Raw genomic sequence first — 23,830 nt, 5'->3', positions numbered from 1 at the left:
GCGATGAGTGCGAGCCGTACGATCCGGGTCACCGTTCGCGGGTCTTTCGACGATCTGTCCGAAACACAGAAGGCGGAGTTGATCGCCGCCGGTGGTGAGCATGCCGACATCCTGGCCGTGGAGTATTCCGAGCAGGGGCATCTGACCTATGACCTGGCGGCCCGGCCGTTCTTCACGTTCCGGTTCGGCGAGACCGTGCACGACGAGCGGGAGGTGCCGCAGGTGACGGCGCGGGCCGAGGCGAAGGCGGCGGCGTGGATGACCGGGCGGGGGTACGGGTTCAAGCGCCTGACCTCGCAGACGGTCGACTTGTCGGAGGTTCCGCTCGGGAAGCGTGGCCGCAAACTTCAGGGTTGATCAGGTCAACCATAGGTTGACGATTCTCGGATCGTCAACCTATGGTTGACGCTATGACGCAGACACCGGTTCGTCTCGACGACCTCATCCACGCCGTCTCCACCGGCCACCCCGACAGCCCTCTGGACGCCCTGTCCGACGCGGTGCGGCTCAGTGACCGGCTCGGTGAACTCGCCGACCACCTGATCGGCCACTTCGTCGACCAGGCCCGCCGCTCCGGCGCCTCCTGGACCGAGATCGGCCGCAGCATGGGTGTCAGCAAGCAGGCCGCCCAGAAACGGTCGGTTCCAGCTGGCGACCCGTCGCAGGGTTTCCACCGCTACTCCGGCCTGGGCCGTGCCGCCGTGGTCGCCGCGATGTCGCACGCGGCCCGGCTGCGCCACGACGAGATCAGCCCCGGTGACCTGGTGCTCGGGCTGCTCGACCAGGACAGCGGTCTCGCCGTGCAGGCCGTTGCGGCCCAGGGCCGCACGATCGCCGAGATCCGCGATCTGGTCACCGGGGCAGCCGGGAACGCCGAGGTCCGGCCGCTGATCCCGTTCGACGCCCGCGCCCGCAAGGCCCTGGAGCTCACCTTCCGTCAGGCGCTGCGCCTGGGCCACGAGACGGTCGGCACCGGGCACGTGCTGCTGGCGATCCTGGAGGAGGGCGGCACCCTCGACCTGGACAAGGCGGCCGTCGAGCAGACGGTGGCCGCCGGCCCGCAGGAGGTGTGAACCGCCACTTGAGAAGAAATTCACGGTGCAACCAAGCAGCAACCGAGAGTGCCCTCCGGTTGCACCCGTAGCCGCGAAAAGTTCCCCCTGCCAGCCGGCCAGCCGACACAGGGGGAACCGTTATGACTGCCACCAGCACCGCTTCCGCCGTCACCGCCGTCCAGGAAGAGCTCATCCGCGACAACATGGCGCTGGTCGGTCACATGGTCCGCGAGACGCTGTTCAAAGTGCCCCCGCATGTGCATCGAGATGATCTGGCCTCGGCCGGGTACGCCGCCCTGGTGACCGCCGCCCAGGCCTTCGACCCCGAACGTGGCATCCCGTTCGGCCGGTTCGCCGCCGTCCGGGTCCGAGGCGCACTGCTGGACGAGCTGCGCAGCATGGACTGGGCGTCACGTTCGGTGCGGGCCCGCGCCCGGCGCGCCGACGTGGCCCGCGAGGAGCTGACCCGCCGGCTGGGCCGCACCCCGACCGCCGAGGAACTGGCCGAGCTGCTCGGTGTGGCCGTCGGTGAACTCGCCAGTGTCGACGACGACGTGCAGCGCGCGGCCGTGCTGTCGCTGCAGGGTTTCACCGCCGGTACCGCCGAGGACATGGTCACCGACACCTCCCTGACTCCGGAGGAGATGCTGTTGCACCGTGAGCGTCTCGGTTACCTGCACGACGCGGTGACGGTGCTGCCCGAGCGCCTGCGCTATGTGGTGGAGGCGTCGTTCCTGGGTGAGCGGCCGCTGTCGGAGGTCGCCGAGGCGCTCGGTGTCACCGAGTCGCGGGTGTCCCAGTTGCGTACCGAGGCCCTGGCGCTGCTGCGGGACGGTTTGAACACCCACATGGAGCAGCGCCAGGCCCCGGTCGCCAAGGACGGCTGTGTGGCCCGGCGCCGCGCGGTCTACGCCGCGAAGATCGCCGAGCGTTCCACCATGGCGTCGCGACTGTCGGCCACCGACGTGCAGGGTCAGCGGCTGGCCGCTTAAGAGCTTTGCGCTGGTACGTGGCCGCCGGCTCGCCGCAGGTAGACGTCCTCCAGGCCGTCCTGCGGGTCCCACTGCTCGCCGATCTTCTGGAAGCCGTGCCCGGTGGCCACCTTCCGGCTGCCGATGTTGTCCGGCCGGATGCTGGCCCGCACCGCGGTCACCCGCGGATCGGCGTCCGCGCGGCGCAGCAGTTCGCCCAGGATCGCGGTGGCGTATCCGCGCAGCCGGTACCCCGGTGCCACCGTGTAGCCGACCTCGACCACGCCGTCGTCGCCGGGCGGCCCGTGGAAGCCGCCGTGGCCGACGATCACCCCTTCGGGTTCGGCGATCACCGCGCGCGCGATCCAGTCGGCGGCTTCGGGGTCGCGGCGGATGTCGTCGATGCGTACGCGCCACAGCCAGTTCTCGTCGACCAGGAACGAGCTGAGCGGATACCCGGCCGCGGCGCTGGCGGCGTCCAGATCGCCGTCGACGAGCGCGGTGAGTGCGGCGGGGGAGAGCTTGAGCAAGCGGATGTTCGCCATGGCCGCATGATCACACACAGTGGTGACCCACGGCACCAAACAGTTGTGCACAATTGAATTGGGTACTACTGTTCTGGTCATGCGCGAGAGCACCGCACTGGACCAGATGATCTGCTTCCAGCTCTACGCGGCCAGCCGCGCCATGACCGCGATCTACCGGCCGCACCTCGACCCCCACGGCCTCACCTACCCCCAATACCTCGTCCTGCGCATCCTCTGGCACGACGGCCCCACCACGATCCGTGACCTCGGCCGCACCCTCAAACTCGACAGCGGCACCCTCAGCCCCCTGCTGAAACGCCTCGAAACCCAAGGTCACATCCAGCGGGTACGCGCCACCCACGACGAACGCACCGTCTGGATCCACCCCACCGACACCGGCCTGCGGCTGCAGACCGCCATCGGCGACCTCAGTCACGCCCTGGTCTGCGCCACCGGCCTCACCGAAGCCGAACTCACTCAGCTCCACACCCTCCTGCACCGCGCCCGCAGTGCCGGAAACACCACCCCTCCGGAGGAACCCACATGAGCACCACGCTCTACACCGCGTCCGCCACCGCCACCGGCGACGGCCGCAACGGCCACGTCCGCTCCAGCGACGGCGTCCTCGACTTCGACCTCGCCATCCCCAAGGAGATGGGCGGCGCCGGTGGCGCCCTCACCAACCCCGAGCAACTGTTCGCCGCCGGCTACGCCGCCTGCTTCCACAGCGCCCTCAAGCGCGTCGCCTCCGCCCAGAAGGTGACCCTGGAAGACACCGCCATCACCGTCGACGTCGGCATCGGCCCGCTGCCCACCGGCGGCTTCGGCCTGTCCGTCACCATCGAAGCCGAACTCCCCGGCCTCGACGAAGCCACCGCCAAGGCCGTCCTGGACGCCGCCCACCAGCTCTGCCCGTACTCCAACGCCACCCGCGGCAACGTCGAGGTCCAGCTCAACCTCGCCTGAGCCCCGCACGCCGGGCCGGCCAGGACTCCCCAGTCCCGGCCGGCCCGGCGTTACGCTGCCCGTCATGACCCTGGTGACCACCACGACCATCACCACCACCGACGTCACCCACCTCGAACGCGCCATCGCCCTGGCCGGCGAAGCCCGCGACCGCGGCGACCACCCGTTCGGATCCCTGCTGGTCACCGCCGCCGGCACCGTCCTGGAAGCCCGCAACAGCGTCGTCACCGGCAACGACCCCACCGGGCACGCCGAAACCAACCTGGTCCGCCTCGCCGGGCCCCTCGACCACGCCACCCGCGCGAGCGCCACCCTCTACACCAGCACCGAACCATGCGCCATGTGCTCCGGCGCGATCTACTGGTCCGGCATCGGCCGCATCGTGTTCGCCCTCTCCGAAGCCGACCTCGCCACCATGGTCACCGAAGAGGACGGCATCCCACCGCTCCGGCTGCCGGCACGCGACGTCTTCACCCACGGCGGCCGCCCCATCGTGATCGACGGCCCCGCCGACCTGCCCGGCGCCACCCGCGTCCACCACGGATTCTGGGACCCCCGACCGCACCCTTGACCTCAAGCCCGGTTGACGTTCCACCACGGCGAGCATGGACGAACCCGCGAACATCACCGTCATCATCACCACCGCCACCCACTTCCAGTGAACACCCCCGGTCAGTCCCGCCCGGCCCACCACCTGACAAGCCGCTCCGCGAGATCCGAGTCCGTGATCAGATCCTCCAGCAGATCAGCGTCATCCTCAGCCCACGCGAGCTCCACCAGAACCGGCCCGATCAGACGCTCACGCCGACCCGGCTCCACCACACCATCGAGCAACTCCCGGACCACACCGATCGCCTCGCGATGCGCCACCGCCATCGCCCGCACCTGCTCGTCGGCATCATCGGCGAGCCCCACCACCAGCGCGGTGACCGCCTCGACGTCCAGGCCCCCGATCTCCCGCGTCACCGCATACAACGCGTAATACCGGATGTCGGCATCCTCGTCATGACACAGCCGGAACAACGCCTCAGCGGCCGCCGGTTCCACCCGCTCCCGGTCGACCAGGCCCGGTAACGCCGCCGCCACATGAAACCGCACCCGCACATCCGGATGACCGGCGAGCGCCACCACCTCCGGCAACGCCTCCCGATCACGGTGCCAACCGAGCGCCGACACGATCCAGCGCACCACACCCGGATCAGGCTCCAGCGCCAGCCGCGCCCGCATCAACGCCACCGTCTCCCCACGAAACGGCCGGAACCCGTCGGGCTGCTCGTCACCCAGCTCCCGCAGAATCCGCACCCCCAGCTCCCGCAGCACCACCTCGGGGTCGACCACCAGCGCACACGCACGATCGAAGACCTCCCGCGTCGCCCGCCCCTGCAGCGCCACCAACGACGGCATCGCCGCATCACCGTCGTCGTCCTCGACCTCACGCCGCGCCGATCTCAGCAACAACTCCAACGGCAGACTGCCCGCCACGAACACCTCCCACTCCGGACCACAACTGGACTCGCCAGTCCAGTCAACCGCCACCTACGCTCGATCCCATGCCCGCGAAGATCGCCAGCACCACCCGGGGCCGGCAGACCCGCGCCCGCATCCTCTCCGGCACCGCCGACGCCTGCTCGTCCTCGCCGGCGGCGGCGTAGCCGACATCGCCTGGGAACTCGGCGTCCTGCGCGGCCTCGCCGACACCGACCCCACCCTCACCACCCGCATCACCCAGGCCGACCTCATCATCGGCACCTCCGCCGGATCAGCCGTCGCCGCCCAAATCACCAGCGGCACCCCCATCAACGACCTCTACCAGGCCCGACTCGCCGACGAAACAGCCGAACTCGAACCCGGCATCGACTTCCCCGCCCTCATCGCACAACTCACCACCACCCTCGCCACCCCCGGCACACCCGACGAACGCCGCCGCCGCATCGGCACACTCGCCCGCCAAACCCCCACCGTCACCCCACAGACCCGCCGCACCGCCATCGCCGCCCGCCTGCCCCAACCACACCTGGCCCCACCAACGCCTCCTACTGACCGCCGTCGACACCGACACCGACCACGGCACCACCTTCGACCGCGCCTCCGGCATCCCCCTGATCGACGCGGTCGCCGCCAGCTGCGCCGTCCCCGGCGTCTGGCCACCCGTCGAACACAACGGCCACCACCACATGGACGGCGGCCTACGCTCCGGCACCAACGCCGACCTCGCCACCGGCATCGACCGCATCCTGCTCATCCAGCCGGCGCGCCCCGACACACCAGCCCTCTGGGGCCCCACCCTCGCCGAAGAGATCGCAGCCCTGAAACCCGCCGAAGTCCACACCATCAACGCCGACCAGGCCTCCTTGGACGCCTCCGGCCCCAACCCACTGTCCCCGACCACCCGAGCCGCCTCCGCCCGAGCCGGCCGAACCATCGGCCGCGCCCACGCCACAGCAGTCACCGCCTTCTGGCGCTGACCAGGACCTTCAGACCGCCCTCACGCGTCGGCGTGCCGTCGCCAGTGCAGCCAGACCTGGAGAACGGCGTAATCACCATCGACGAGACCCCGACGAGGATCGCCCCCGGCCGGTATCGGTGATCTCATCGTCGACCCAGGCGAACGAACGGCCCGCAGCCCAACCGACGAGACGCTGCGGTGCGGCACTACCTGCTGTTACACGCCTACGTGCAGACCCCGGTCATCCAGCCCTGAGTAGATCAATCCGGTGCGGACACCCGGGCGCGCCGAGACAGGTGGACTCGCCCGAGTAGACGGCTATCAGCGAATCGGGCCCCGCCACCACGTGTCTGCCATTCCTTTGCTGGAACGCCACAGCAAGGTCGATCTCGACGACCGGGATACCCAATTCCGCCAGACAGAGCGGTATTGCTCAACGCCGGGAAGGCCAACTCGAACCCCATGCGCGGAAACGAACGACCGGCCTCGCCGTGTCAGCTCTTCCGTCACATGATCAAAAAGTTCAACCTCACCCGCCGGACCCTACCTTCGGTTCGGAGGAGAAGTTGCTGCTCTGGAGGGCGAGGCAGATCAGCGGGCCGGTGGGTGCACGGACACCGAACCCACGCGACACTGCCTAGCCGAGGAACCTCTACTACGCCGGCGGCTGCCAACGACGAGAAACCACCACGGGCGCTGCCGCCGCCGACCACACCTGCAGGCGTAGCCGCTCCGTCGTCTGCGGATCACCGTCCGAGTCGAGGCCTGCTTGATGGGCGCGATCAAGGTTGGACTGAGACACGCGCAACCGCAGCCAGCCTGCCGCCACCGGGAAACGTCGCGCATCGGGCTCGTAGTCGGTGCATCCCATGACCACCAGACGCCCCGACGAGCAACACAGACTGACTTCCGCGACGTGATCGAAGTCGACGCTGTCGTCCGGCGGCGGCCCGTCCAGCAACTCGACGCTGACCTCGACGTCGACATCGACCGTGGTACCGACAGCAACCGCGTCCCAGCCGACTGCCAAACGATCATCCACCGCCCGGCCAGTCCACTCGCCGCCGAGATCCGTCTCCGATCCCTCGTCGAAGACATGGATCTGGTGGTAATCCGCGAACAAGGTCAACTCAGCCACGCCGTCATGATTCACCCCGCATCTGCGCTACCGCCGGCCGCGCCCACGCCGCAGCCTCCCGCATGCTCTCGGGCCGGCGTCAGGACACTTCCGCGCTCACCGAACCGCTGGAACAACTCAGACAACCGACCGCAACCCGAAGACCCGCATCGAGGCACGCCGCCGACAGCGTCTCCAGCACCCTGGAGTGGTTGTCAGGCTCGAGTACCGTCACGTCCCGTGATCGAGTCCGAAGTTGAGGTCAGCGAAGATCTGGTCCGCGACCTGCTGCAGGAACAGCATCCGGACCTGGCCGATCGGTCCATTCGTGAGGTGGCGGGTGGCTGGGGAAACCAGATGTGGCGCCTCGGCGACGACCTGGCCGTCCGAATGCAGCGGATGGACACCAGCCCCGATCTGCAGCTCAAGGAACGCCGCTGGCTACCACTGCTGGCCCCACGCCTGCCGCTTCCGATCCCCACTCCAGTACGCGACGGCACGCCGTCGCGGCGCTTCCCCAAGATGTGGACGGTCATGACGTGGGTGGGCGGCACGCCCCTGGATCACGCGACGATCACCCGTGGCGACCACGCGGCCGACGTGCTGGCGGCGTTCCTCACCGCCCTGCACGTGGAGGCACCCGCCGACGCGCCGGGCGCCTCGGACTTCGGCACCCACCCCAAGGACTGCGGGGACGGGTTCGAGCGCCTGCTGGGAGCCGTGGATCTCGGCGGCTTCGGCTTCGACGAGGCCGGCATCCGGGCCGTGTGGAACGACGCGGCAGCGACCCCCGAATGGCCGGGACCACGGGTATGGGTACACGGTGACCTGCATCCCGCCAACGTCGTAGTCGCCGACGGCACACTGGCGGGCATCGTCGACTTCGGCGCCCTCTTCGCCGGCGACCCGGCATGGGACCTCGGGGCCGCCTGGCTGCTGTTACCCGCAGGAGGCGCTTCCCGGTTCTTCGACAGCTACGGCCGGGCGGACGAGACGACACTCCGACGGGCGCGCGGGCTGGCCGCGATGAAGAGCCTGTTCCTGATGCTGATGGGCCAGAACGGGGACCGCGGCCAGCCCGGCGGCAAACCGAACTGGGGACCCGCCGGCCAGTCGGCACTGGAACGAGTCCTGAAGGGCCTTTGACCCTGGTGAGAGCGCCTATCGGCTTCGACACCGACCAACTGGTCACCCCGCTGTGCGACAACAGCACCAGCATGTGGCCGGACACCGGACGGCACATCGCGTTCGTACCGGATCTACCGGATCGGGCGTCGCGAGAATTCCCGGAAGCCCGTTCATCCATAGTGGATGCACTTCCGTACTACCTCGGTCAGCACATCACCGAACCCCGAGGAATCCTCGTGCGATCGTTTCGAACCCGCGCCCGCCTGCTCACCATCGTCGCCGCGATCGCTGTCTTCCTCGGCCTCAGTTTCGTCACGATGCAGGCACAGGCTTCCGTGATGCCGCTGAACCCCCAGCAGTTCGTCTTCTTCCGCGGATAGCCGGCAGGACCGCCACGCCGCGGGTGTCCCGCGGGCGCACAATGCGTGGCTGCTGCCTGGTGCGGAGAAACGGCCGATCCGCCGTGCTTCTGCGGATGGAACGGCGGGTGCAGCGCTTCTCGGTGCGTTCGCCGACCACCTCGGCGCGCACGGCCTGGTCCTGGAAATGCACGCCGGGCCCCTGCCCGGCGAACGCCCGGCACGAGAAGGCCCAGGCTTACCCGGACGCCGTTCAACAGAACAAGCACACCGATCATGACGAAGCGCCCGGCGCCGGGCGCGAGAGAAGCCTCGCATCCGGGCCCCGGCCACCCGACCGGCAAAACGCCAACACCAGCAACGACACCACGAACAACGCGCCGAACACGTCGCTGACCAGCATCAACCACGGGGCCGCAGCCGCGTACGGCGGAGACAGGAACGCGCCGGCCGCTGCCACGACCAGACCCGCACCCCACACGGCCAGCACGTCGGCCGCCGACCTGGACCAGCGCACGACCACCGCCACCACCACGGCCAGCGTCACCACCCGCAAACCCAGAGCCAGCCAGCCGGTGCCATAAAACCAAGACCCCAGATGCGCCGCCAGTACGACACCGCCCAGCACCAGTGGACCCGGGCCGGACAACGGGCCCTGTCGCGGGGGAGAGGCACGCCACCACAACGCGGCCGTCACCAGCGCCGCCGCGGTCACCACCACGAACAGGACCTGAGCGGGGGAGAGGACATGACCCGAATCGGACCAGTTCACCAAGACGGCTGCCACGAACAGCACCGACGTCACCGTGATCGTGCGAGTGGACAACCACGGGCCGTGCCGGACGCCGGGACGTGCGCACGCCTCCACCACGGCGATCGGGGCGCAGATGCTCAACCACACGTGATTGCCGACGAACTCAAACAACTGACCGGCATTGAACTCCAGCCCCGGAACCAGAGTCGCGGCGGCCACCTCACCCTGGGCGGCGAACTCCGTCCCCTCCAGAGCCGCACGGTCGAACAGCGACTGATCCACCAGGCCCGCCTGCACCAGACCGAACACCGCCGCCAACAGCACCATCGACGGCCAGCCACCGCCACGACGGCGCACCACCTCACGGATCAGCACCGCGGCACCACCGTAGAGCGGACCCAGGAACAGCACCACCACCGGATAGTCCGCGAGCGTGAACCCGCCCCACACACACTCGGCGCACCATGTCGCCAACAGCCACAACGCCAGTACCCGCATGCCGGTAACCCTGCCCGGCGCGGGTGGGGGAGCACTAGCTACCGAAGTCGACGATCGCGGTCCGGAAGTATCGCTTCCGCCCGGCGGCCGCGCAGCGGTCCGGACCGGACGGAAGCCTCGCGGGGTCGAGACGAGAAGCTATGTCAACCCCGTACGAAATCAGTCGTCTTCTTCGTCTTCATCATCGTCGTCGTCCCCGTTGTCGCCGCCCGGACAACCCGTCAAGGTCAGCAACGTCGCGGCCCCACCGGCCACCAGCAGAACCCGGCCGAACAAGGTCCGCCGGCTGAAGGTTTCCTCAGTCATGCCCCGGAGCATGCCAGACCAGCCGTCACCCCAGCTCGCTCAGCACCCGATTCGTCCGATTAGCCTGAACCGCCGCGCGCTGCTGCTCCGCCGTCACCTCGATGTACGACTGCGACGTCGCCAGCGACGCGTGCCCCAGCAACCGCATGATCTCCGACGCGTTCGCCCCGTCCTCCGCCAGCCGCGTCGCGAACGTATGCCGCAAAGCGTGCAACTGGGCACCCCGCGGCACCCGATCGCCCACACCCGCACGCCGGAAACACGAACTCACCAGATACTGCAGACCACCCCGCCGCAACGCCTCACCCTGCCGATCCACCAGCAGGGGAGCGGTCGCCCTCACCCGCCCGAACCGCGACCGCCGCGACTCCACATACCGCACCACCGCCGCATCCAGACCGCTCTCGATCGGCACCATCCGCGGCCGCCCACCCTTACCGGCCACCTCCACCCGCCGCTCACCCGGCCGCCCGCTGATCGACCCCACCCGCAGCGCCAGCATCTCCGACAACCGCAACCCCGCACACAACGCCAGCGCCAGCACCGCCACATCCCGCTCCGGCCAGGGATCACGCTGCGTCTCGTCCACACGGCTCACCGCCCGTAACAGCTCCTCGGGCGTGTCCTCACCCCGCAGCGGCTTCGGAATCAGCACCGTCGGCTTCGGCTTGTCCACCGCCGACATCGGATTACCCGGAATCACCTGTTCGGTGACGAGAAACGTGAAGAACGCGTTCCACGACGACCAGGCCCGCGACACGCTCGCGGGGGAGCGAGGGCCGGCGAACCGCGCAAACGCGGACCGCAATACGCGAGGGGAGAGGTCACTCACGGTGAGCGGCGCGGGTTCCAGTTGCGCCAGCACCAGGCGGAGATCGCGGCGGTACGCGTCGAGCGTGTGCACCGAGGGTTTACGGGTGGCCCGAGCCGCCAGGAACTCGTCGATCAACTCAGCGATTGACACATGCTGCATAAGCCATATTATGCAGCAATTATCAGTGTTTGCGCTGTTCCGAACCATGATCTATCGCGCATGGTGATGCTTTATGCGAGCTTTCGCGGCTTTTCTGATGCCGGGAGCGGCGAGGTTCGAGCGGCTCTTTGCGGTATCGGGGAACTCTCGAAACCCCCTGTCGATGGTTCTGGGGAAGCGGGGCTGCTTCTTGCCGGGTATTTCGGGGTCCGGGGAGCCCGGCCGACCATTTCTTCATCGTCGGCGGCTCGCGTTTCGGTGCCTTCAGCGTCGTCCGGCTGGCGGCGCCGGGCTCGCTGCGTTGCCGCCGCGTGGCAGGCTCGTCGCCATGATTGATGATGTCGCGAAGGACTTCCTGCACGGCCGGCTCAAGGCGGTCCGTGAGACGCTGGTCTGGAAGCTCGACGCTCTGTCCGAATACCACATTCGGCGCCCCTTGACGGCTACGGGGACCAATCTCCTCGGCCTGGTGAAGCATATGGCGACCTTGGAGGCCTGGTATTTCGGGGAGATCTTCGGTCGCCCGTTCCCGGAGCCGCTGGGGCGATGGCAGGACGCGGACGGTAGCGACCTGTGGGTGGCCCCGGACGAGACCCACGAACAGATCATCGGCTTCTATCAGCGCGCCTGGAAGCATGCGGACGCAACGATCGGAGAGCTTCCCATCGAGGCGCCTGGCCAGGTGCCGTGGTGGCCACAGCCCGACGTCACGCTGTTCGGCGTCATGATCCACGTCCTTCAGGAGACTACCCGGCATGCCGGCCACGCTGACATCCTGCGTGAGCAGCTCGACGGCCGGACCGGGCTGAGGGCTGACCACGAGCAAGAGTTCGACCCGGTGGCCCGCGAGGCCCACCGGGCGAAGATCGAACTGGCCGCGCAGGTAGCGGCTGGAGATTCGGGCCATGCCGGCCAGAAGGGACAGCGGGGACTTCTCGGGGAGGGCGTCCCGGACCCCTTCCAGAGCTAAGTTGACATAATATAGATTATCGACCTGGAAAATATCGTGGCGCTCGCGCGGGTTGAGCCGCAGTCGCGCGGACCACGGTGGAAGAGATCATCGCCAGTTCCGGCCGGGTCGGCATGAAGAGGGTCGAGACGCCGAGCGCCTCGTTCATGGCCGCCAGCTGGTACTCGTGCGCTGCGTCGGTGGCGTTCCGCACGCCGCGGATGATCACTCCGGCTCCATGTTGCTGGCAGTAGGCCACCGTCAGTCCGTTCCAGGCTGCGACTGTCACGTTCTCCCAGTGCGCTGGGAGGCTGGTACGGATGTCCAGAGCGCGTTCCGCACCGGCCTTGGCGGGCTGTTTCTCACCGTTGACCGCTACCAGAACCGTCACGTGTTCGAACAAGCGGCGCGCTCTGTCGACAAGATCTCGATGACCAACCGTGAAGGGGTCGAACGTACCGGGATAGACAGCCCACGCGTTTTGAGAACCGGGAGACATCGACACATGCTACCGGGGCTCACGTTTCCTCCTGAAGAATGTTGATCATGGTTGCCACTCCCCTGGGCTCAGGGTGATCCAGTACCGGCGTTTGAGGCCGACGGAGGTGTCTCGGACGTCCTCCAGGGTTCCGCCGTGCTTTTCGATCACCCGTGCGGATGCGGCGTTGCCCTGGTCGCAAGTGATCAGGATCGGGGTGAGGGCTCGTTGCCGGGCGATCTTCAGGGTCTCGGTGAGTGCCCAGCCGGCTATGCCGTGACCTCGGGCTGAGGGGCGGATGCCGTAGCCGATGTGGCCGGCTGCCTGCAGGAGGAAGTCGGTGAGGGCGTACCGCAAGGAGATCGTGCCGAGGACGGCGCCGCCCTGGTCGGTGATCCACCAGTAGCCGGCGTGCACCAAACCTGTCGCGGGTGGCAGGTTCTCGTCGCCTTCTCGGTGCAGGCGTGCCACCCAGTCGGCGAAGCCGGCCGGTGAGTCGATGTCGTCACCGGGCCGTAGGCCGCTGCCGGGCTGGTGGACGCCTCGACCCCAGTCGTCGCGGGCGGCCAGCCATTGGGTGTGCAGGGCTGTCGTCGGGCTGGTCAGGGTGAGCATGGTTGAGCCTAGGCCTGAGCTGCTGCGTCTGCTCCACTCCCCCATGCCGCCTGAGAAGGTGGACGGTGGCCGTAGCGCCTGGGCTGGCCGGTTCTTCGGGAGCTGGGGTGGCGGCGAAGCCGGTGTTCGACGTGCAGATGAGTATGGTGGCTGAGGGGTGGGTGGTGGGGTGAGTCAGTTCTTCGAGGACGCTGCTGGGGTGACGCTGTGGAATCCGGCGAATCGGGTGGCTGGCTTGTTCATGCGTACGACGGAGGCGGTGGGGGGTTTGGTGTCCTTGCCGTCGGGGGTCGGTGCGATGGTGTCCGACGAGTGTGTGATCGACGTGGACGTGTTCGTGGTGTTCGTGGAGGCGCTGGTGCGGGAGTACCGGTCGTCGGGGCATCCGGTGTTTCGGTCGCTCTTGGAGGGGTGGCTGGCGACTGCGGTCGTGATGGTGTGGCGTGCCGGTCGCGAGTTGCCGGCGCTGGACGATCGGTTGGCGGAGTCGGCGCGGGCCCAGGCGGCGGGGATGCCGGTGTAGTAGGCGGTCAGGTCGTGTGGCGGATGATCGCGTCGGCGATCTGTTCGGTGAGTCCTGGGGTGAAGAACGGGTGGTGGCCCATGCCGGGCACGATCGTCAGTCGGGCTGCCGGGATCTGTGCTGCCAGGGCTTCGCCGTGTGCTGGGGGAACAGTGGGTCGGCGCTGCCGTGCAGGACCAGCGTCGGTGCGGTGATGGCGGATAGAGGGGCTCGGCGGTTGTCGTCCCAGTGTCGGCCGGCGCGGTCGTGGTTGGTGGCGGCGGTGAGGTCGGTGGCTCGGGTGTAGGAGTGTTCGACGAACTGGCGGGCGGCTGGTTCGTCGAAGGGCAGGGTGTCGCCGTTGAGTACTCGCCAGGTTTGGACGTCGGCGTCGATGCGCTGCTGGTGGGTGGTGCGGGGGGTCTGTGCTGAGGCCGTCAGGTGGTTGAGGAACCGGGCGGTCGGGGGTGGGAGTTCGTCGGGTGCGGCTGGCTGGCCGGTGAGGGCTCGGGTCCATGCCGGTCCGGGGTTGTTGCCCATGGGCGACGCCGCGATGGTGGTCAGGGTGTGGACGCGGGCTGCGTGGTGCACGGCGAGCCATTGTCCGATGGTGGCGCCCAGTGAGATTCCGGCGATGTGGGCGGCCGGGATGGCGTGGCCGTCGAGTACGGCGGTGGTGTCGGCGGCCATGTCGGCGAGTGTGTACGGGTGGGTGGTGAAGTCGACGGTGTCGGATCGGCCGGTGTCGCGGTGGTCGAATCGGATCACGTGGCGGCCGTTGTCGGCGAGTGTCCGCATCAGTTCGTCGGGCCAGCCGATTCCCTGGGTGGCGGTGCCCATGACCAGCAAGATGGTGGGGTCGGTGGGGTGGCCGAGGTGTTGTGTCCATAGCCGGACCGGTCCGGAGTGAACGAATCTGGTGAGCATGCGGGCACCGTAGCTGTCACCGGATCGATCGGAATCGACTACCAGCTGTAGTTGAATTTTGTGGTCGTGGGATAATGGACGTCTCTGGTAGGGCTGGTCATACCCGGGTTTCGGGGTCCAGTTGTAGTGCCCGTTGAAGGCGGCGCGGGTGTACTCGGGGCATGTCCTTTCGCGTTCGGGTGGGTGCGTGGTGCTGGGTTGTGGCTACTCCCCTGTTTCTGGTTCTCAATGTGGTGGTCGGGTCGGTGTGGCGGGATCCGGGGTTCAGTTGGGCGCTCAACAACGTCAGTGATCTGGGCAAGGTGAGCTGCGGGGTGTCGGGTGGCCGGCAGGTGTGTTCGCCGTGGCATGCGGTGATGAATGCCGGGTTCGTGGTGACGGCGTTGTTGTTGCTGGCGGCGGCGTTGTTGTTGACGCGGTTCACGTGGGCGGGGAACCGTACCTGCTTCTGGATGTCGGTGTTTGCGGTGGTGGGGTTGGGGGTTGCCGGGGTTTTTCCGGCTGATGTGAATGAGAACGCGCATGTGCAGGTTGCGGTGTGGTGGCGACGGTGCTGCATCTGAGTGGGGTGGGCGGTATGGAGCGGGTGGCGTTGTTGCCGTTGTTGGTGTGGACGTGTGGGGTGGGGATCTGGGCGGTCCGGTACTACCGCGTGGTTCGGGGCTGATGACGGGGCAGGATGGGGCGATGCGAATCGCGGTCATCTCTGATGTTCATGGGAATCTGCCGGCGCTGGATGCCGTGGTGGTGGCGATCGAGGCTGAGCGGGTGGATCTGACGGTCAACTGTGGGGATCTGTTGTCCGGTTATGTTCAGCCAGCGGAGACTGCGGACCGGTTGATCGGGTTGGGTCTGCCGACGGTGGCGGGTAATCATGAGCGGCAGGTGCTGACGTTCGGGCCGGATCGGATCGGGATGGCCGATCGGGTGACCAGGGAGTTGTTGACCGAGCGGCATCTGGAGTGGCTGCGGTCGTTGCCGGCCACCGTGTCGCCGGTGCCGGGGGTGCTGGCGTTTCACGGTTCGCCCACTGATGACCTGCAGTATCTGATGCACACGGTGGATGCGGCGGGGGCGCGGGAGGCGAGTCTGGACGAGGTGGTGCGGCGGTTGGGTGACGCTGTGGTGGGCGGGTTCTCGTTGTTGCTCTGTGGGCACACGCATCTGCCGGGGGCGTTGCGGTTGCCGGGTGGGGCGCTGCTGGTGAATCCGGGCAGTGTGGGGTGGCCTGCCTATGACGATGACGAGCCGTTTCCGCATCGGATGGAGGCAGGTTCGCCGCATGCGCGTTTTGCGGTTGTCGACGATGTGTCCGGGGTGTGGGAGGTGTCGTTTCGGCAGGTGGAGTATCCGTGGGAGCGGGCTGCCGGGTTCGCTGAGGGTTTCGGGCGTGCGGATGTGGCGGCGGCGTTGCGGACGGGGCGGGTGGCGTGATGCGGGTGCGGTGGGTGACGGGTTTTCTGGATTCGCCGTCGCGGATGGCTGAGCCGTTCTGGACGGCGGTGACCGGCTGGGAGTTGTCGCCGCGGCGTGGTGGTGGGGTGTTCGCGACGTTGGTGCCGGATGTCGGGGATGCGTGTCTGCGGGTGCAGGTGGTCGGGGACGGGCCGGCGCGGGCGCATCTGGATCTGCATGTCGACGACTTGGGCGCGGTGTTGCCGGTGGGGGCGTCGGTGGTGCGTACTGAGGATGGTCTGGTGGTGTTGCGCTCCCCCGCCGGGATCGTGTTCTGTTTGGTCGGGTGGGCGGGTGAGGTGGTGCGGCCGGTGCCGTCGGGGTTCGGCAGTGTGGTGGATCAGGTGTGTCTGGACGTTCCGGCGCGTTGGTACGAGCGGGAGTGTGCGTTCTGGGCGGAGCTGACCGGGTGGGATCTGGTGGCTTCGGATCTGCCGGAGTTCTCGTTTCTGCGGCGGCCGGCGGGGATGGGGATCCGGTTGTTGTTGCAGCGCACCGGTGGCGATACGGCGGGGGTGCATGTGGATTTGGCGTCGGTGGATGTGGATGCCGAGGTCAGGCGGCATGTGGGGTTGGGTGCGTCGGTGGTGCGGCGGGTGCCGGGTGATTGGACGACGTTGCGGGATCCGGTGGGGCGGGAGTATTGCGTGACTGGTCGTGATCCGTACTCGTCATGATCACTTCGGTGTGGTGCGCGGTTGTTGTCGGTGCGGGCTGGTAGAAAGAAGCCGCTCTCATACAGGCGTACGAAGATGGGATGGTTGATGACGGCGGCAGGCGTTCAAGCCGGTGGGCTGACCGCGGAGGAGTTGCAGCAGATCCGGGACGCGTTGGCGGCCGGGCGCAAGCCCCGCGTGCAGTTCACCGAGTCGGCGGGGCAGATCTCCGGGCAGATCGGGCAAGTGGTGGCGCTTGAGGATCCGGCGGTGTCCGACGAGTGGGTGGTGGTGAAGTTCGGGCGTGATGAGTTGCCCTTCTCCCCCGGTGACCTGCGGATCGCGCCGAAGGGTCCGCTGCCGAAGAAGGTGGTGCCGGTTCCGGAGCCGGAGGTGCCGGTGCTGTCCGGGCCGCCACTCCTGATCGACAAGCCGGTGCCGGTGAAAGCGCCGGCGCCGCGAAAGAGTGAGGAAACCGTGCCGGTGAATGACCAGCCGATCAGTGAGACGCCCGCTCCGCGTAAGGCGGCCGCCCGGCCGGCGAAGGCGAAGCCCGCGCCCGGTCTGACGGTGACGCTGGCTTATGCCGAGGGCGAGTGGACGGTGGGTGCCAACCAGGGTGCCAAGGCTTTGGCGCGGCCCTATGTGATCCGCCCGGCGGAGGCGCTGAAGATGGTGTCGCTGATCGACGTGCCGGGGGTTCAGGAGGCGGTCGAGCAGATCATGGCCGGTGAGCGGGCCGAGGCGGAGCAGCAGGCGCAGCGGTTACGGGCCGAGTTGGCCGAGGTCGAGGCGCGGTTGGCGGAGCTCGGCGAAGTGAACTGAAGTGAAGTGAGCTGAGCCGGTCCGGCGGAATACACCGCCGGGCCGGCTCGGTGCTGTCAGTGGAAGTATTTGAGGCCGATGACGCCGGTCAGGACCAGCAGCAGGCACAGGATGCGGGGCAGGCTGGCCGGTTCGTTGAGGGCGATCATGCCGGTCAGGGCGGTGCCGATGGCGCCGATGCCGACCCAGACGGCGTAACCGGTGCCGACCGGGATGGTGCGCAGGGCGTAACCGAGGCCGGCCATACTGAGGAGCAGGGCGGCGCCGAAGACGGCGGTGGGGCCGGGGCGGGTGAAGCCGGAGCTGCGGTCTAGGGCGATGGCCCAGACGGTTTCCAGCACTCCGGAGATGACGAGAACGAGCCATGCCATGACGATGCACCTCTGCAGGCGGTCGTCTTGTCAGGCCGGGTACGACGCGCAACTCGTCCGGGGCGGCCGTGGGGCACGGGCGCCGTCTCCGAGGGTAGCCGCTGGAGCGTGGGTGTGCTCACGGGCAGGTGACCTTGGGGTTGGTGGTGGCCAGTCCACCGGCCGGGTTGGTCTGGTAGAGCCACACGTGCAGGTCGTAGTGCACGGGCATCGGCGGGTGGCCGTGGGGTACTTCGTGGCCGGTCATCGGGCCGTCGAACCGGTTGCCGAACAGGGTGGGCCGGTCGGGGTCGGTTTTGAGGTCGCCGTCGGTGTCGGCTTTGAAGTATTCGAGGCCCAGGAGCCGGGCGTGCCGGTCGTAGAGCAGTACTTCGGGCCGGGCCGGGTCGATGTTGGTGTCGGCGGAGTAGGCGGGGTGGGCGTAGTGGTAGCCCATGCCGGGTACGCACGCGTCGGTTTTCAGGTAGCCGGCGGCGAGGGCTTTGGTGACGTCGCGGAACTGTCGGGTGGCTTCGGTCAGCACGGTGCGCTGGGCCGCGGTCAGGGCGGGTGCGGGTGGGGCCGCGGGTGCCGGGGACAGGGCCATGACCAGCGTTGCCGCCCACACGTTCGAGAAGATCATGCGTTCAGGGTGGGTTCAGGTGGGTGCTGTCATGGTGTGTTCGCGCGAACGGCACGCTGTCGGCGTACCGCCGCGGTGGGGATGGTTTTGATCTGGCCGGTCGGCTGAAGCGGAGCACTGGTGGTGGCATGCCATTATTTCAGGCCTCATGGAGAGTTCATCTGTCTGGCGGGCGCCCCGGTTGTGGCGGGGGCTGCTCGTCGTGTCGCGGTTGTTGGTGTTCCCGTTGGCGCGTCTGGAGGTTTCCGGCGGGTTGCCGGAGAAGTTGCGGGGTGGGCCGGTGATTCTGGCCGCCAATCACATCAGCCCGTTCGATCCGGTGATCGTGGCGGCGGCTTGTCACAAGGCGGGCATCGTGCCGCGGTTCATGGCGACCGGTGGGGTGTTCCGGGCGCCGGTGGTGGGTTCGTTGATGCGGCATTGCGGGCACATCCGGGTGGATCGCAACACCACGCACGTCGCCGACGCGCTGCCGGCCGCGGCGAGGGCGTTGGCGCAGGGTTCGGCGGTGTTGGTGTATCCGGAGGGCCGGATCGGGCTGGACCCGTGGATGTGGCCGGAGCGGGGCAAGACCGGTGCGGCGCGGATGGCGCAGATGTCGGGTTCGCCGGTGCTCGCGGTCGCGCAGTGGGGCACGCACGCGGTGGTTCCGTATGCGGCGCCGAGAGGTCTCGTCCGGGCGCTGTTGCGGGCGTTGGTGACGCGGCCGGTGGTGCGGGTGCGGTTCGCCGACGAGCCGGTGGTGTTGTCCGATGAGCGGCCGTTGCAGGCCACCCAGTTGATCATGGAGGCTATCGACGCGACGCTGACTCCACTGCGCCTCGGCGAAATGCGGATGCCACGGGTGGTCGACTCGTCCCGTCCGCACGACCCGTCACGGGTGCGGCCCCGAGACTGACCAGGACCTTTTCAAAGGCCAACTGGTTGTACGGTACGTCGCTGTACTTTCCGATGTCGGCATACCCGCTGCTGCGGTAGAGGGCGAGTGCCTCGGTCAGCAGGGGGTGGGTGCCGAGCCGGATGATGGAGATGCCGTGGTTGGCGGCGTCGACTTCCAGGCGGCTCAGCAGTTTGCGCCCCAGTCCCAGGCCGCGGGTTTCGTCGGCGACCCACAGGTGGCGGATCTCGGCGACGCCGGGCCCGAGGCGGATCCACATGCCGCAGCCGACCGGGCGGCCGTCCTCCAGGGCGAGCAGCTGGGTGCCGGTGACGTCTTCGGGCCGGGTCAGGGTGGTCGCGGCGAACCCTTCCGGGAACAGGGCGTCGAGTTCGGCGGCGTACCGGGCCAGGCACTCCCGGGCGGCCGGTGCCGCCGGGGCGACCGCTTCCACGGTGACGGCGGCGGCGCGCAGGACCCGGCGGATCTCGTCCTGTGCGGCGACCAGGCGTTCGCGTTGCCCGGCGGTCAGCTCGCCGAGCAGGGCCGCGATGCCGGCGGCGGCGCGTTGTTCGAGTTCGGCGCATTCGTGGCGGCCGGCGTCGGTCAGTTCCGCCGCCTGGTCGCGGACGGTGACCAGGCCTTGGTCGTCGAGTTCGCTGAGCTGACGGGTCAGGTAACCGGCGTCCATGTCGAAGCGGGCCCGCAGGTCCGCCAGGCTGCCGCCGTCGCCGATCTCGAACAGCAGCCGGGCCTGCACGAACGGCCGTCCCTGCCCGAGGTAGCGGTCGGTGAGCACGCCCAGGCGCTGGGTGTAGTAGCGGTTGAAATCACGGACCCGCTCTATCTGCTCGACCTCCACGAGCAGATGCTAGATCGCGCTGGTGACCGACGTCAGACGCTTCGGCGGCTCTGGGCCGTACGGCCGACCCCGCCGGGATGCCGGTATCAGCGCGCGGGCGTTGTAGCCTTCCCCGGTGCCACTCGCCGCTCACGAGTACGACCGCCGCCTCGCCCTCTACCGCGCCCGGGTCCGCGGCTATCCCGACGCCGACCCGTCGTATGACGCCCGCTGGCGTCAATGGTGCCGTGACCTGCTCGCGCACGGCGGGGAACTGGTCGTGCCGCCCGGCAGCCCCGACGGTGACCTCGACGCGCTGCTGTCCACGTCGACGGTGTTCACCGGCGCGCGCCGGGTGGCGGCGGGTGACGACGGCGATTGTCACGGCAACGTCGCCCGGCTGTGGATCGACGGCGCGGTCCCGGCGATCGGCACCGGCTACGCGCTCTCCCCCGATGGTTTGTGGCGGCAGCATTCGTGGGCGCTGGACGCCGACGGCACGCTGGTCGAGACCACCGAGCCCCGGACTGCGTACGTGGGGATCGTCCTGCCCGCCGGCCCGCCCACCATGCAGTTCGCCGGCAGCAACGCCCAGGCCCACCTGAAATCGGTCCTGGCGGCCCGCGGCCCCCGGGCCCAGCAACTGATCGCGATGATCCGGTCCTTGATGAACCCCTGACGAAAACCTTCATCAGGTACGCCTACCGACAGCCCTGTCCCCTACCCCGCGAGACAGGCGACACATCGGGCCGACCCGCGACCGCCGGGCCGGATGCGGTGGCCGGAGCGTGGTTGACGGCGCCCGGCAGAATACCGGCGGTGACGCTGATCCGACCGGTGGCAGCCGGGATTCTGCTCGCCCTGCTGTCCTGTGCCGGCGACACTGTGGACCTGGGTCTCGGTCCCGGCCGGGACGTGGCGCGGATCCTGCGAGCCGTCACCAGCAGCGGCCTGCTCTGGGGGCTGGGAGCTCTCCTGCTCGCCGTGACCGCCGGCACCCGTAGGCGGGCGGTCACGCAAGCCGTGATGCTGCCGGTGACCGCGACCGTCACCTACTTCCTGATGATCGTGCTGGTCACCGGCCGCTGGTCCGGCGACGTCGCGGGGACGGCCGCCGTCTGGCTCGCCGTGTCGGTGGCGGCCGGGTTCGCCCTGGGCATTCTCGGTAACACGGTCCGGCACGACACCGGCCGTCGTGCGGCGGTGGCCGCCGGGATCGCCTGTGGGCTGCTGGCCTGTCCGGCCGTGCACGCGCTGCTGATCGAGCCACCGGCCGAGCTGATGGGCTTGGTGGTGCGGGGCGCGGACGAGTTCTACCGGTCGTTTCATCCCGCCGCCGCCATCGGTCTGGTCGTCCCGGTGCTGGTCCTGGTCTGGCTGGCGACCCGCTACCACCTGGGAAGTCACCGGCGGGAACTGCTGCTCAGCGCCGGCCTGACCGCGGTAGGCGGCGCCGTGCTCTGGTTACTGGCCGACGTCGTCCGGTGGATCGCGTGATCTACTCCCGGCTCATACCCACGAGCACACGTCTCCGACAGTGACTCGGCCCTGCCGCTCAACCGTCGCGAACACCCCGAAGGTCAGGTGCTGATGTTCGGCGAGCGCTTTGAGGAGATCGTTGCGCTGACCGACGCGATCCTGTGCCATGTCGATCATCGTGCAGCGGGTGAGCTGGCGGACAGGTCGCAGGACGACGTCCGGGCCGACCCGCACCGACAATAACGTCGATGCACAAGAGCTGTTGCACAATAACTCTTGTGCATGTCAGGGTGGGGTATGACCAGTGATGAGGTACGCCACGTAACCGAGGTCCGGGTCTTGGCCGCGCTCAGCCATCCACTGCGGCGCAGGCTGATGGACGTGCTGAAAGTGCAAGGGCCCGGCACCGCGAGCAGCCTCGCCGGCGTTACCGGGCAGGCGGTCGGCAACATCAGCCACCACCTGCGGGTGCTCGGCGACTGCGGGCTCGTCGAGGAAGCCCCCGAGCTGGCCCGCGACCGCCGGGAACGCTGGTGGCGACCGGCCCACCGGTCGGTGCGCTGGACCAGCACGCAGTTCCACGACGACCCGGCGGAATCGGCGATCGCGGACGCCGCCGAATCGTTGACCCTGGAACACCGTACGCAGAAGGCCCGGTCCTGGTTGGCGGCCCCGGAGACCGAGAAACAACAGTGGGGCACCAGCGCTTTCACCACCGACACATGGCTGCACCTGTCCCCCGACGAGCTTCGTCAGCTCGGCACCGAGATGGGGGAACTGTTGGACCGGTGGCGCGACCGGCCGGCCGGTGGGCAACGGCAGCCGGTCTTCGTGTACGTGTACGGCGTCCCGGGACAGCCGTGACCACCCTGGCCGTGCCGCCGGGCGCCGATCTGCTGTGGCATCGCGACTTCCGGCTGTTCTGGGCCGGGCAGACCACCAGCCGGTTCGGTAGTTCCATCACCTCGGTGGCGTTGCCGCTGGTCGCGGTCGGCACCCTGCACGCCTCCACGATGCAGGTCGCGATGTTGCAGGCCGCCGCCTGGGTGCCGTGGCTGCTGATCGGGCTGCCCGCCGGAGTCTGGGTGGACCGGCTGCCGCGCCGGCCCGTCCTGCTGGTGTGCGACCTCGTCGGGCTGACACTGTTGCTCAGCGTGCCGGTCGCGGCCTGGCTGGGGGTCCTCGGGATCGGGCAGCTGCTCGCGGTGGCGTTGCTGGCCGGTGTGGTGTCGGTGTTCTTCCAGACCGCCTACCAGGTGTACCTGCCGTCGCTACTGGACACCGGCCGCCTGGCCGAGGGCAACGCGAGACTCCAGGGCAGCGAGGCCAGCGCCCAGGTCGCGGGCCCCGGCGCGGCCGGTCTGCTGGCGCAGGCCTTCGGCGCGGTCGCCGGGCTGGCCGCCGACGCCGTCACGTTCCTGATCTCCGGGATCTGCCTGCTGGCCATGCGGCACCGCGAACCGGACCGGACCACACCGGCCGCCCGGCGGGCGCTGCGCTCCGAGATCGGCGCCGGACTACGGTTCCTGATCCGGGACCCGTACCTGCGGGTGATGGCCCTGTACGGGGCCGTCGCCAACCTGGCGATGCACGGCTACCAGGCGATCCTGATCGTCTTCCTGATCCGCGAGGTGGGACTCAGCCCCGGCACCGTCGGCCTCACGGTCGCCGCGATGAGCACCGGCGGGGTCGTCGGCGCGCTGCTGGCCACCCGGATCGCCCGGCGTTTCGGTACCGCGCACGGCATGCTGCTCTGCCAGATCGGGGCGGCACCGTTCACGCTGCTGATCCCGATGACCGGCCCCGGAGCGCGGCTGGCCCTGCTGATCACCGCCGGAGTGGTCATCGGTGCCGGAGTCGTCGCCGCGAACGTGATCAAAGGCAGTTTCCGGCAGGCGTACACCCCCCGGCACCTGCTCGGCCGGGTCCTGACCGGCATGCAACTGCTCAACTACGGCACGATCCCGGTGGGCGCGCTGCTCGGCGGCGTGCTGGGCACCACCCTGGGCCTGCGCCCGGCGCTGTGGCTCACCACCGGCCTGACGGTGGCCGCCACCGGCATCCTGCTGCTCGGCCCGATCCGCGAGCACCGCGACCTGCCGTCCACCCCGGTCGGCAGCGGCGGCTCATGAG

At 68.8% G+C, this 23,830-nt stretch carries 33 protein-coding genes, 2 pseudogenes and 1 riboswitch; of the genes and pseudogenes, 22 read left to right on the top strand and 13 right to left on the bottom strand.

The annotated features are described in order from the left end of the window. Positions 1-3 precede the first annotated feature (3 nt). From BLU81_RS10310 to BLU81_RS10300, 3 genes are all read left to right on the top strand, one after another. Positions 4-357 carry a DUF6204 family protein gene (locus tag BLU81_RS10310; RefSeq protein ID WP_092543785.1) on the top strand — a complete coding sequence of 118 codons (354 nt, stop codon included), beginning with the start codon at positions 4-6 and terminating at the stop codon, positions 355-357. A gap of 41 nt (positions 358-398) precedes the next feature. Next, on the top strand, positions 399-1,073 hold the full coding sequence (locus BLU81_RS10305; RefSeq protein ID WP_092543783.1) for a Clp protease N-terminal domain-containing protein: 675 nt from the start codon (positions 399-401) through the stop codon (positions 1,071-1,073). Positions 1,074-1,195: 122 nt separating this feature from the next. Further along, positions 1,196-2,047: a sigma-70 family RNA polymerase sigma factor gene (locus BLU81_RS10300; protein WP_092543781.1), complete on the top strand. Its 852-nt coding sequence runs from the start codon at positions 1,196-1,198 to the stop codon at positions 2,045-2,047. Here BLU81_RS10300 and BLU81_RS10295 read toward each other — a convergent pair. Further along, the gene (locus BLU81_RS10295) at positions 2,044-2,571 is read right to left on the bottom strand and encodes a GNAT family N-acetyltransferase (RefSeq protein ID WP_092543779.1); all 528 of its coding nucleotides are present in this window, start codon (positions 2,569-2,571) and stop codon (positions 2,044-2,046) included. The two genes, BLU81_RS10300 and BLU81_RS10295, sit on opposite strands and share 4 nt — an antisense overlap. Positions 2,572-2,650: 79 nt before the next feature. Between BLU81_RS10295 and BLU81_RS10290 the strand changes: the two genes are divergently transcribed. The 3 genes from BLU81_RS10290 to BLU81_RS10280 all read left to right on the top strand — a co-directional run bounded on the left by BLU81_RS10290 (position 2,651) and on the right by BLU81_RS10280 (position 4,090). Further along, positions 2,651-3,100, top strand: coding sequence for a MarR family winged helix-turn-helix transcriptional regulator (locus BLU81_RS10290; protein ID WP_092543777.1), 450 nt, complete (start codon positions 2,651-2,653; stop codon positions 3,098-3,100). Continuing rightward, positions 3,097-3,519, top strand: a complete 423-nt coding sequence (locus tag BLU81_RS10285; protein ID WP_092543775.1) for an organic hydroperoxide resistance protein — start codon at positions 3,097-3,099, stop codon at positions 3,517-3,519. The genes BLU81_RS10290 and BLU81_RS10285 overlap by 4 nt, the downstream gene beginning before the upstream one ends. Before the next feature lie 64 nt (positions 3,520-3,583). Next, complete coding sequence (locus BLU81_RS10280; RefSeq protein ID WP_092543773.1) at positions 3,584-4,090, top strand: nucleoside deaminase; 507 nt, start codon at positions 3,584-3,586, stop codon at positions 4,088-4,090. Between the two features lie 101 nt (positions 4,091-4,191). On the opposite strand, the gene BLU81_RS10275 is transcribed toward BLU81_RS10280, so the two are convergent. After that, the gene (locus tag BLU81_RS10275; protein ID WP_157751452.1) at positions 4,192-5,055 is read right to left on the bottom strand and encodes a HEAT repeat domain-containing protein; all 864 of its coding nucleotides are present in this window, start codon (positions 5,053-5,055) and stop codon (positions 4,192-4,194) included. 88 nt (positions 5,056-5,143) lie between these two features. On the opposite strand from BLU81_RS10275, the pseudogene BLU81_RS52000 reads away from it, so the two are divergent. From BLU81_RS52000 to BLU81_RS50415, 3 genes and pseudogenes are all read left to right on the top strand, one after another. Further along, positions 5,144-5,374 (top strand): annotated as a pseudogene (locus tag BLU81_RS52000) (patatin-like phospholipase family protein); the annotation flags it as partial. A gap of 181 nt (positions 5,375-5,555) precedes the next feature. Then, positions 5,556-5,675 (top strand): annotated as a pseudogene (locus tag BLU81_RS51995) (patatin-like phospholipase family protein); the annotation flags it as partial. 18 nt (positions 5,676-5,693) lie between these two features. Continuing rightward, positions 5,694-5,984, top strand: coding sequence for a hypothetical protein (locus tag BLU81_RS50415; protein WP_231954920.1), 291 nt, complete (start codon positions 5,694-5,696; stop codon positions 5,982-5,984). 636 nt (positions 5,985-6,620) lie between these two features. On the opposite strand, the gene BLU81_RS10265 is transcribed toward BLU81_RS50415, so the two are convergent. Then, positions 6,621-7,103 (bottom strand): hypothetical protein, encoded by a 483-nt coding sequence (locus BLU81_RS10265; RefSeq protein ID WP_092543769.1) that lies wholly within the window; start codon positions 7,101-7,103, stop codon positions 6,621-6,623. A gap of 219 nt (positions 7,104-7,322) precedes the next feature. Between BLU81_RS10265 and BLU81_RS10260 the strand changes: the two genes are divergently transcribed. After that, positions 7,323-8,228 (top strand): phosphotransferase, encoded by a 906-nt coding sequence (locus BLU81_RS10260; RefSeq protein ID WP_092543767.1) that lies wholly within the window; start codon positions 7,323-7,325, stop codon positions 8,226-8,228. 218 nt (positions 8,229-8,446) lie between these two features. Further along, positions 8,447-8,590 (top strand): hypothetical protein, encoded by a 144-nt coding sequence (locus BLU81_RS47820; RefSeq protein WP_157751451.1) that lies wholly within the window; start codon positions 8,447-8,449, stop codon positions 8,588-8,590. Between the two features lie 253 nt (positions 8,591-8,843). On the opposite strand, the gene BLU81_RS10250 is transcribed toward BLU81_RS47820, so the two are convergent. The 3 genes from BLU81_RS10250 to BLU81_RS10245 form a co-directional block, all read right to left on the bottom strand. Next, entirely contained in the window at positions 8,844-9,821 is a 978-nt protein-coding gene (locus BLU81_RS10250; RefSeq protein ID WP_092543762.1) for a hypothetical protein, read from the bottom strand. A 159-nt stretch (positions 9,822-9,980) separates the two neighbouring features. Beyond that, positions 9,981-10,127, bottom strand: coding sequence for a hypothetical protein (locus BLU81_RS47810; RefSeq protein WP_157751450.1), 147 nt, complete (start codon positions 10,125-10,127; stop codon positions 9,981-9,983). Positions 10,128-10,152: 25 nt separating this feature from the next. Beyond that, a complete protein-coding gene (locus BLU81_RS10245) occupies positions 10,153-11,100 on the bottom strand; it encodes a tyrosine-type recombinase/integrase (protein WP_172890518.1) in 948 nt (315 codons plus the stop codon). Between the two features lie 328 nt (positions 11,101-11,428). On the opposite strand from BLU81_RS10245, the gene BLU81_RS10240 reads away from it, so the two are divergent. Further along, a complete protein-coding gene (locus BLU81_RS10240; RefSeq protein ID WP_092543758.1) occupies positions 11,429-12,070 on the top strand; it encodes a DinB family protein in 642 nt (213 codons plus the stop codon). Between the two features lie 16 nt (positions 12,071-12,086). Here the strand turns inward: BLU81_RS10240 and coaD are convergent, their stop codons facing one another. Together coaD and BLU81_RS10230 are read right to left on the bottom strand one after the other, a co-directional pair. Then, positions 12,087-12,548, bottom strand: coding sequence for a pantetheine-phosphate adenylyltransferase (coaD, locus tag BLU81_RS10235; protein WP_092556873.1), 462 nt, complete (start codon positions 12,546-12,548; stop codon positions 12,087-12,089). A 45-nt stretch (positions 12,549-12,593) separates the two neighbouring features. Next, positions 12,594-13,142, bottom strand: a complete 549-nt coding sequence (locus BLU81_RS10230) for a GNAT family N-acetyltransferase (protein ID WP_092543756.1) — start codon at positions 13,140-13,142, stop codon at positions 12,594-12,596. Positions 13,143-13,299: 157 nt separating this feature from the next. Between BLU81_RS10230 and BLU81_RS10225 the strand changes: the two genes are divergently transcribed. After that, positions 13,300-13,665 (top strand): DUF6086 family protein, encoded by a 366-nt coding sequence (locus BLU81_RS10225; RefSeq protein WP_092543754.1) that lies wholly within the window; start codon positions 13,300-13,302, stop codon positions 13,663-13,665. Between the two features lie 96 nt (positions 13,666-13,761). Here the strand turns inward: BLU81_RS10225 and BLU81_RS10220 are convergent, their stop codons facing one another. Beyond that, positions 13,762-14,571: an alpha/beta fold hydrolase gene (locus BLU81_RS10220; RefSeq protein WP_231954381.1), complete on the bottom strand. Its 810-nt coding sequence runs from the start codon at positions 14,569-14,571 to the stop codon at positions 13,762-13,764. 200 nt (positions 14,572-14,771) lie between these two features. Here BLU81_RS10220 and BLU81_RS10215 point away from each other — a divergent pair, with 200 nt between their 5' ends. The 4 genes from BLU81_RS10215 to BLU81_RS10200 all read left to right on the top strand — a co-directional run bounded on the left by BLU81_RS10215 (position 14,772) and on the right by BLU81_RS10200 (position 17,507). Then, on the top strand, positions 14,772-15,134 hold the full coding sequence (locus tag BLU81_RS10215; protein ID WP_157751448.1) for a DUF998 domain-containing protein: 363 nt from the start codon (positions 14,772-14,774) through the stop codon (positions 15,132-15,134). A gap of 124 nt (positions 15,135-15,258) precedes the next feature. Next, entirely contained in the window at positions 15,259-16,005 is a 747-nt protein-coding gene (locus BLU81_RS10210) for a metallophosphoesterase family protein (protein WP_092556869.1), read from the top strand. Continuing rightward, on the top strand, positions 16,005-16,703 hold the full coding sequence (locus tag BLU81_RS10205) for a VOC family protein (RefSeq protein ID WP_092556871.1): 699 nt from the start codon (positions 16,005-16,007) through the stop codon (positions 16,701-16,703). The genes BLU81_RS10210 and BLU81_RS10205 overlap by 1 nt, the downstream gene beginning before the upstream one ends. A gap of 87 nt (positions 16,704-16,790) precedes the next feature. Continuing rightward, a complete protein-coding gene (locus BLU81_RS10200; protein WP_092556867.1) occupies positions 16,791-17,507 on the top strand; it encodes a hypothetical protein in 717 nt (238 codons plus the stop codon). A gap of 56 nt (positions 17,508-17,563) precedes the next feature. On the opposite strand, the gene BLU81_RS10195 is transcribed toward BLU81_RS10200, so the two are convergent. Together BLU81_RS10195 and BLU81_RS10190 are read right to left on the bottom strand one after the other, a co-directional pair. Further along, positions 17,564-17,878, bottom strand: coding sequence for a DMT family transporter (locus BLU81_RS10195; protein ID WP_092543750.1), 315 nt, complete (start codon positions 17,876-17,878; stop codon positions 17,564-17,566). 15 nt (positions 17,879-17,893) lie between these two features. Then, positions 17,894-17,962: riboswitch (guanidine-III (ykkC-III) riboswitch) on the bottom strand. A 34-nt stretch (positions 17,963-17,996) separates the two neighbouring features. Next, positions 17,997-18,500 carry a hypothetical protein gene (locus tag BLU81_RS10190; protein WP_092543748.1) on the bottom strand — a complete coding sequence of 168 codons (504 nt, stop codon included), beginning with the start codon at positions 18,498-18,500 and terminating at the stop codon, positions 17,997-17,999. A gap of 148 nt (positions 18,501-18,648) precedes the next feature. Between BLU81_RS10190 and BLU81_RS10185 the strand changes: the two genes are divergently transcribed. Beyond that, complete coding sequence (locus BLU81_RS10185) at positions 18,649-19,398, top strand: lysophospholipid acyltransferase family protein (RefSeq protein WP_092543746.1); 750 nt, start codon at positions 18,649-18,651, stop codon at positions 19,396-19,398. Here BLU81_RS10185 and BLU81_RS10180 read toward each other — a convergent pair. After that, positions 19,292-20,239 (bottom strand): bifunctional helix-turn-helix transcriptional regulator/GNAT family N-acetyltransferase, encoded by a 948-nt coding sequence (locus BLU81_RS10180; RefSeq protein ID WP_197686169.1) that lies wholly within the window; start codon positions 20,237-20,239, stop codon positions 19,292-19,294. The genes BLU81_RS10185 and BLU81_RS10180 overlap by 107 nt on opposite strands. Before the next feature lie 115 nt (positions 20,240-20,354). On the opposite strand from BLU81_RS10180, the gene BLU81_RS10175 reads away from it, so the two are divergent. Together BLU81_RS10175 and BLU81_RS10170 are read left to right on the top strand one after the other, a co-directional pair. Next, positions 20,355-20,897: a hypothetical protein gene (locus BLU81_RS10175; protein ID WP_092543744.1), complete on the top strand. Its 543-nt coding sequence runs from the start codon at positions 20,355-20,357 to the stop codon at positions 20,895-20,897. A gap of 140 nt (positions 20,898-21,037) precedes the next feature. Continuing rightward, a complete protein-coding gene (locus tag BLU81_RS10170) occupies positions 21,038-21,715 on the top strand; it encodes a hypothetical protein (RefSeq protein WP_092543742.1) in 678 nt (225 codons plus the stop codon). A 12-nt stretch (positions 21,716-21,727) separates the two neighbouring features. Here BLU81_RS10170 and BLU81_RS10165 read toward each other — a convergent pair whose 3' ends face one another. Then, the gene (locus tag BLU81_RS10165) at positions 21,728-21,967 is read right to left on the bottom strand and encodes an MOSC domain-containing protein (RefSeq protein ID WP_373873341.1); all 240 of its coding nucleotides are present in this window, start codon (positions 21,965-21,967) and stop codon (positions 21,728-21,730) included. A 27-nt stretch (positions 21,968-21,994) separates the two neighbouring features. On the opposite strand from BLU81_RS10165, the gene BLU81_RS10160 reads away from it, so the two are divergent. Further along, entirely contained in the window at positions 21,995-22,561 is a 567-nt protein-coding gene (locus BLU81_RS10160; RefSeq protein ID WP_092543738.1) for an ArsR/SmtB family transcription factor, read from the top strand. After that, entirely contained in the window at positions 22,558-23,829 is a 1,272-nt protein-coding gene (locus tag BLU81_RS10155; RefSeq protein ID WP_231954378.1) for an MFS transporter, read from the top strand. Before BLU81_RS10160 ends, BLU81_RS10155 begins: the two co-directional genes overlap by 4 nt. Position 23,830: the final 1 nt, after the last annotated feature.

Origin of the sequence: Actinoplanes derwentensis (assembly GCF_900104725.1) — a bacterium.
Classification (GTDB): domain Bacteria; phylum Actinomycetota; class Actinomycetes; order Mycobacteriales; family Micromonosporaceae; genus Actinoplanes; species Actinoplanes derwentensis.
Note: the sequence above shows the minus strand (reverse complement) of the source record. Positions and strands in the feature narration are given on the sequence as shown.

What these genes read in the sequence shown, in the direction of transcription:
- BLU81_RS50415 (WP_231954920.1), top strand. Translation starts at nt 5,694, where the DNA reads ATGGACGGCGGCCTACGCTCCGGCACCAACGCCGACCTCGCCACCGGC.
- BLU81_RS10305 (WP_092543783.1), top strand. Translation starts at nt 399, where the DNA reads ATGGTTGACGCTATGACGCAGACACCGGTTCGTCTCGACGACCTCATC.
- BLU81_RS10230 (WP_092543756.1), bottom strand. Translation starts at nt 13,142, where the DNA reads ATGCTCACCCTGACCAGCCCGACGACAGCCCTGCACACCCAATGGCTG.
- BLU81_RS10200 (WP_092556867.1), top strand. Translation starts at nt 16,791, where the DNA reads ATGACGGCGGCAGGCGTTCAAGCCGGTGGGCTGACCGCGGAGGAGTTG.
- BLU81_RS10285 (WP_092543775.1), top strand. Translation starts at nt 3,097, where the DNA reads ATGAGCACCACGCTCTACACCGCGTCCGCCACCGCCACCGGCGACGGC.
- BLU81_RS10220 (WP_231954381.1), bottom strand. Translation starts at nt 14,571, where the DNA reads ATGCTCACCAGATTCGTTCACTCCGGACCGGTCCGGCTATGGACACAA.
- BLU81_RS10205 (WP_092556871.1), top strand. Translation starts at nt 16,005, where the DNA reads ATGCGGGTGCGGTGGGTGACGGGTTTTCTGGATTCGCCGTCGCGGATG.
- BLU81_RS10240 (WP_092543758.1), top strand. Translation starts at nt 11,429, where the DNA reads ATGATTGATGATGTCGCGAAGGACTTCCTGCACGGCCGGCTCAAGGCG.
- BLU81_RS10280 (WP_092543773.1), top strand. Translation starts at nt 3,584, where the DNA reads ATGACCCTGGTGACCACCACGACCATCACCACCACCGACGTCACCCAC.
- BLU81_RS10160 (WP_092543738.1), top strand. Translation starts at nt 21,995, where the DNA reads ATGACCAGTGATGAGGTACGCCACGTAACCGAGGTCCGGGTCTTGGCC.
- BLU81_RS10290 (WP_092543777.1), top strand. Translation starts at nt 2,651, where the DNA reads ATGCGCGAGAGCACCGCACTGGACCAGATGATCTGCTTCCAGCTCTAC.
- BLU81_RS10245 (WP_172890518.1), bottom strand. Translation starts at nt 11,100, where the DNA reads ATGCAGCATGTGTCAATCGCTGAGTTGATCGACGAGTTCCTGGCGGCT.
- BLU81_RS10190 (WP_092543748.1), bottom strand. Translation starts at nt 18,500, where the DNA reads ATGATCTTCTCGAACGTGTGGGCGGCAACGCTGGTCATGGCCCTGTCC.
- coaD (WP_092556873.1), bottom strand. Translation starts at nt 12,548, where the DNA reads ATGTCTCCCGGTTCTCAAAACGCGTGGGCTGTCTATCCCGGTACGTTC.
- BLU81_RS47810 (WP_157751450.1), bottom strand. Translation starts at nt 10,127, where the DNA reads ATGACTGAGGAAACCTTCAGCCGGCGGACCTTGTTCGGCCGGGTTCTG.
- BLU81_RS10250 (WP_092543762.1), bottom strand. Translation starts at nt 9,821, where the DNA reads ATGCGGGTACTGGCGTTGTGGCTGTTGGCGACATGGTGCGCCGAGTGT.
- BLU81_RS10300 (WP_092543781.1), top strand. Translation starts at nt 1,196, where the DNA reads ATGACTGCCACCAGCACCGCTTCCGCCGTCACCGCCGTCCAGGAAGAG.
- BLU81_RS10185 (WP_092543746.1), top strand. Translation starts at nt 18,649, where the DNA reads ATGGAGAGTTCATCTGTCTGGCGGGCGCCCCGGTTGTGGCGGGGGCTG.
- BLU81_RS10210 (WP_092556869.1), top strand. Translation starts at nt 15,259, where the DNA reads ATGCGAATCGCGGTCATCTCTGATGTTCATGGGAATCTGCCGGCGCTG.
- BLU81_RS10310 (WP_092543785.1), top strand. Translation starts at nt 4, where the DNA reads ATGAGTGCGAGCCGTACGATCCGGGTCACCGTTCGCGGGTCTTTCGAC.
- BLU81_RS10195 (WP_092543750.1), bottom strand. Translation starts at nt 17,878, where the DNA reads ATGGCATGGCTCGTTCTCGTCATCTCCGGAGTGCTGGAAACCGTCTGG.
- BLU81_RS10295 (WP_092543779.1), bottom strand. Translation starts at nt 2,571, where the DNA reads ATGGCGAACATCCGCTTGCTCAAGCTCTCCCCCGCCGCACTCACCGCG.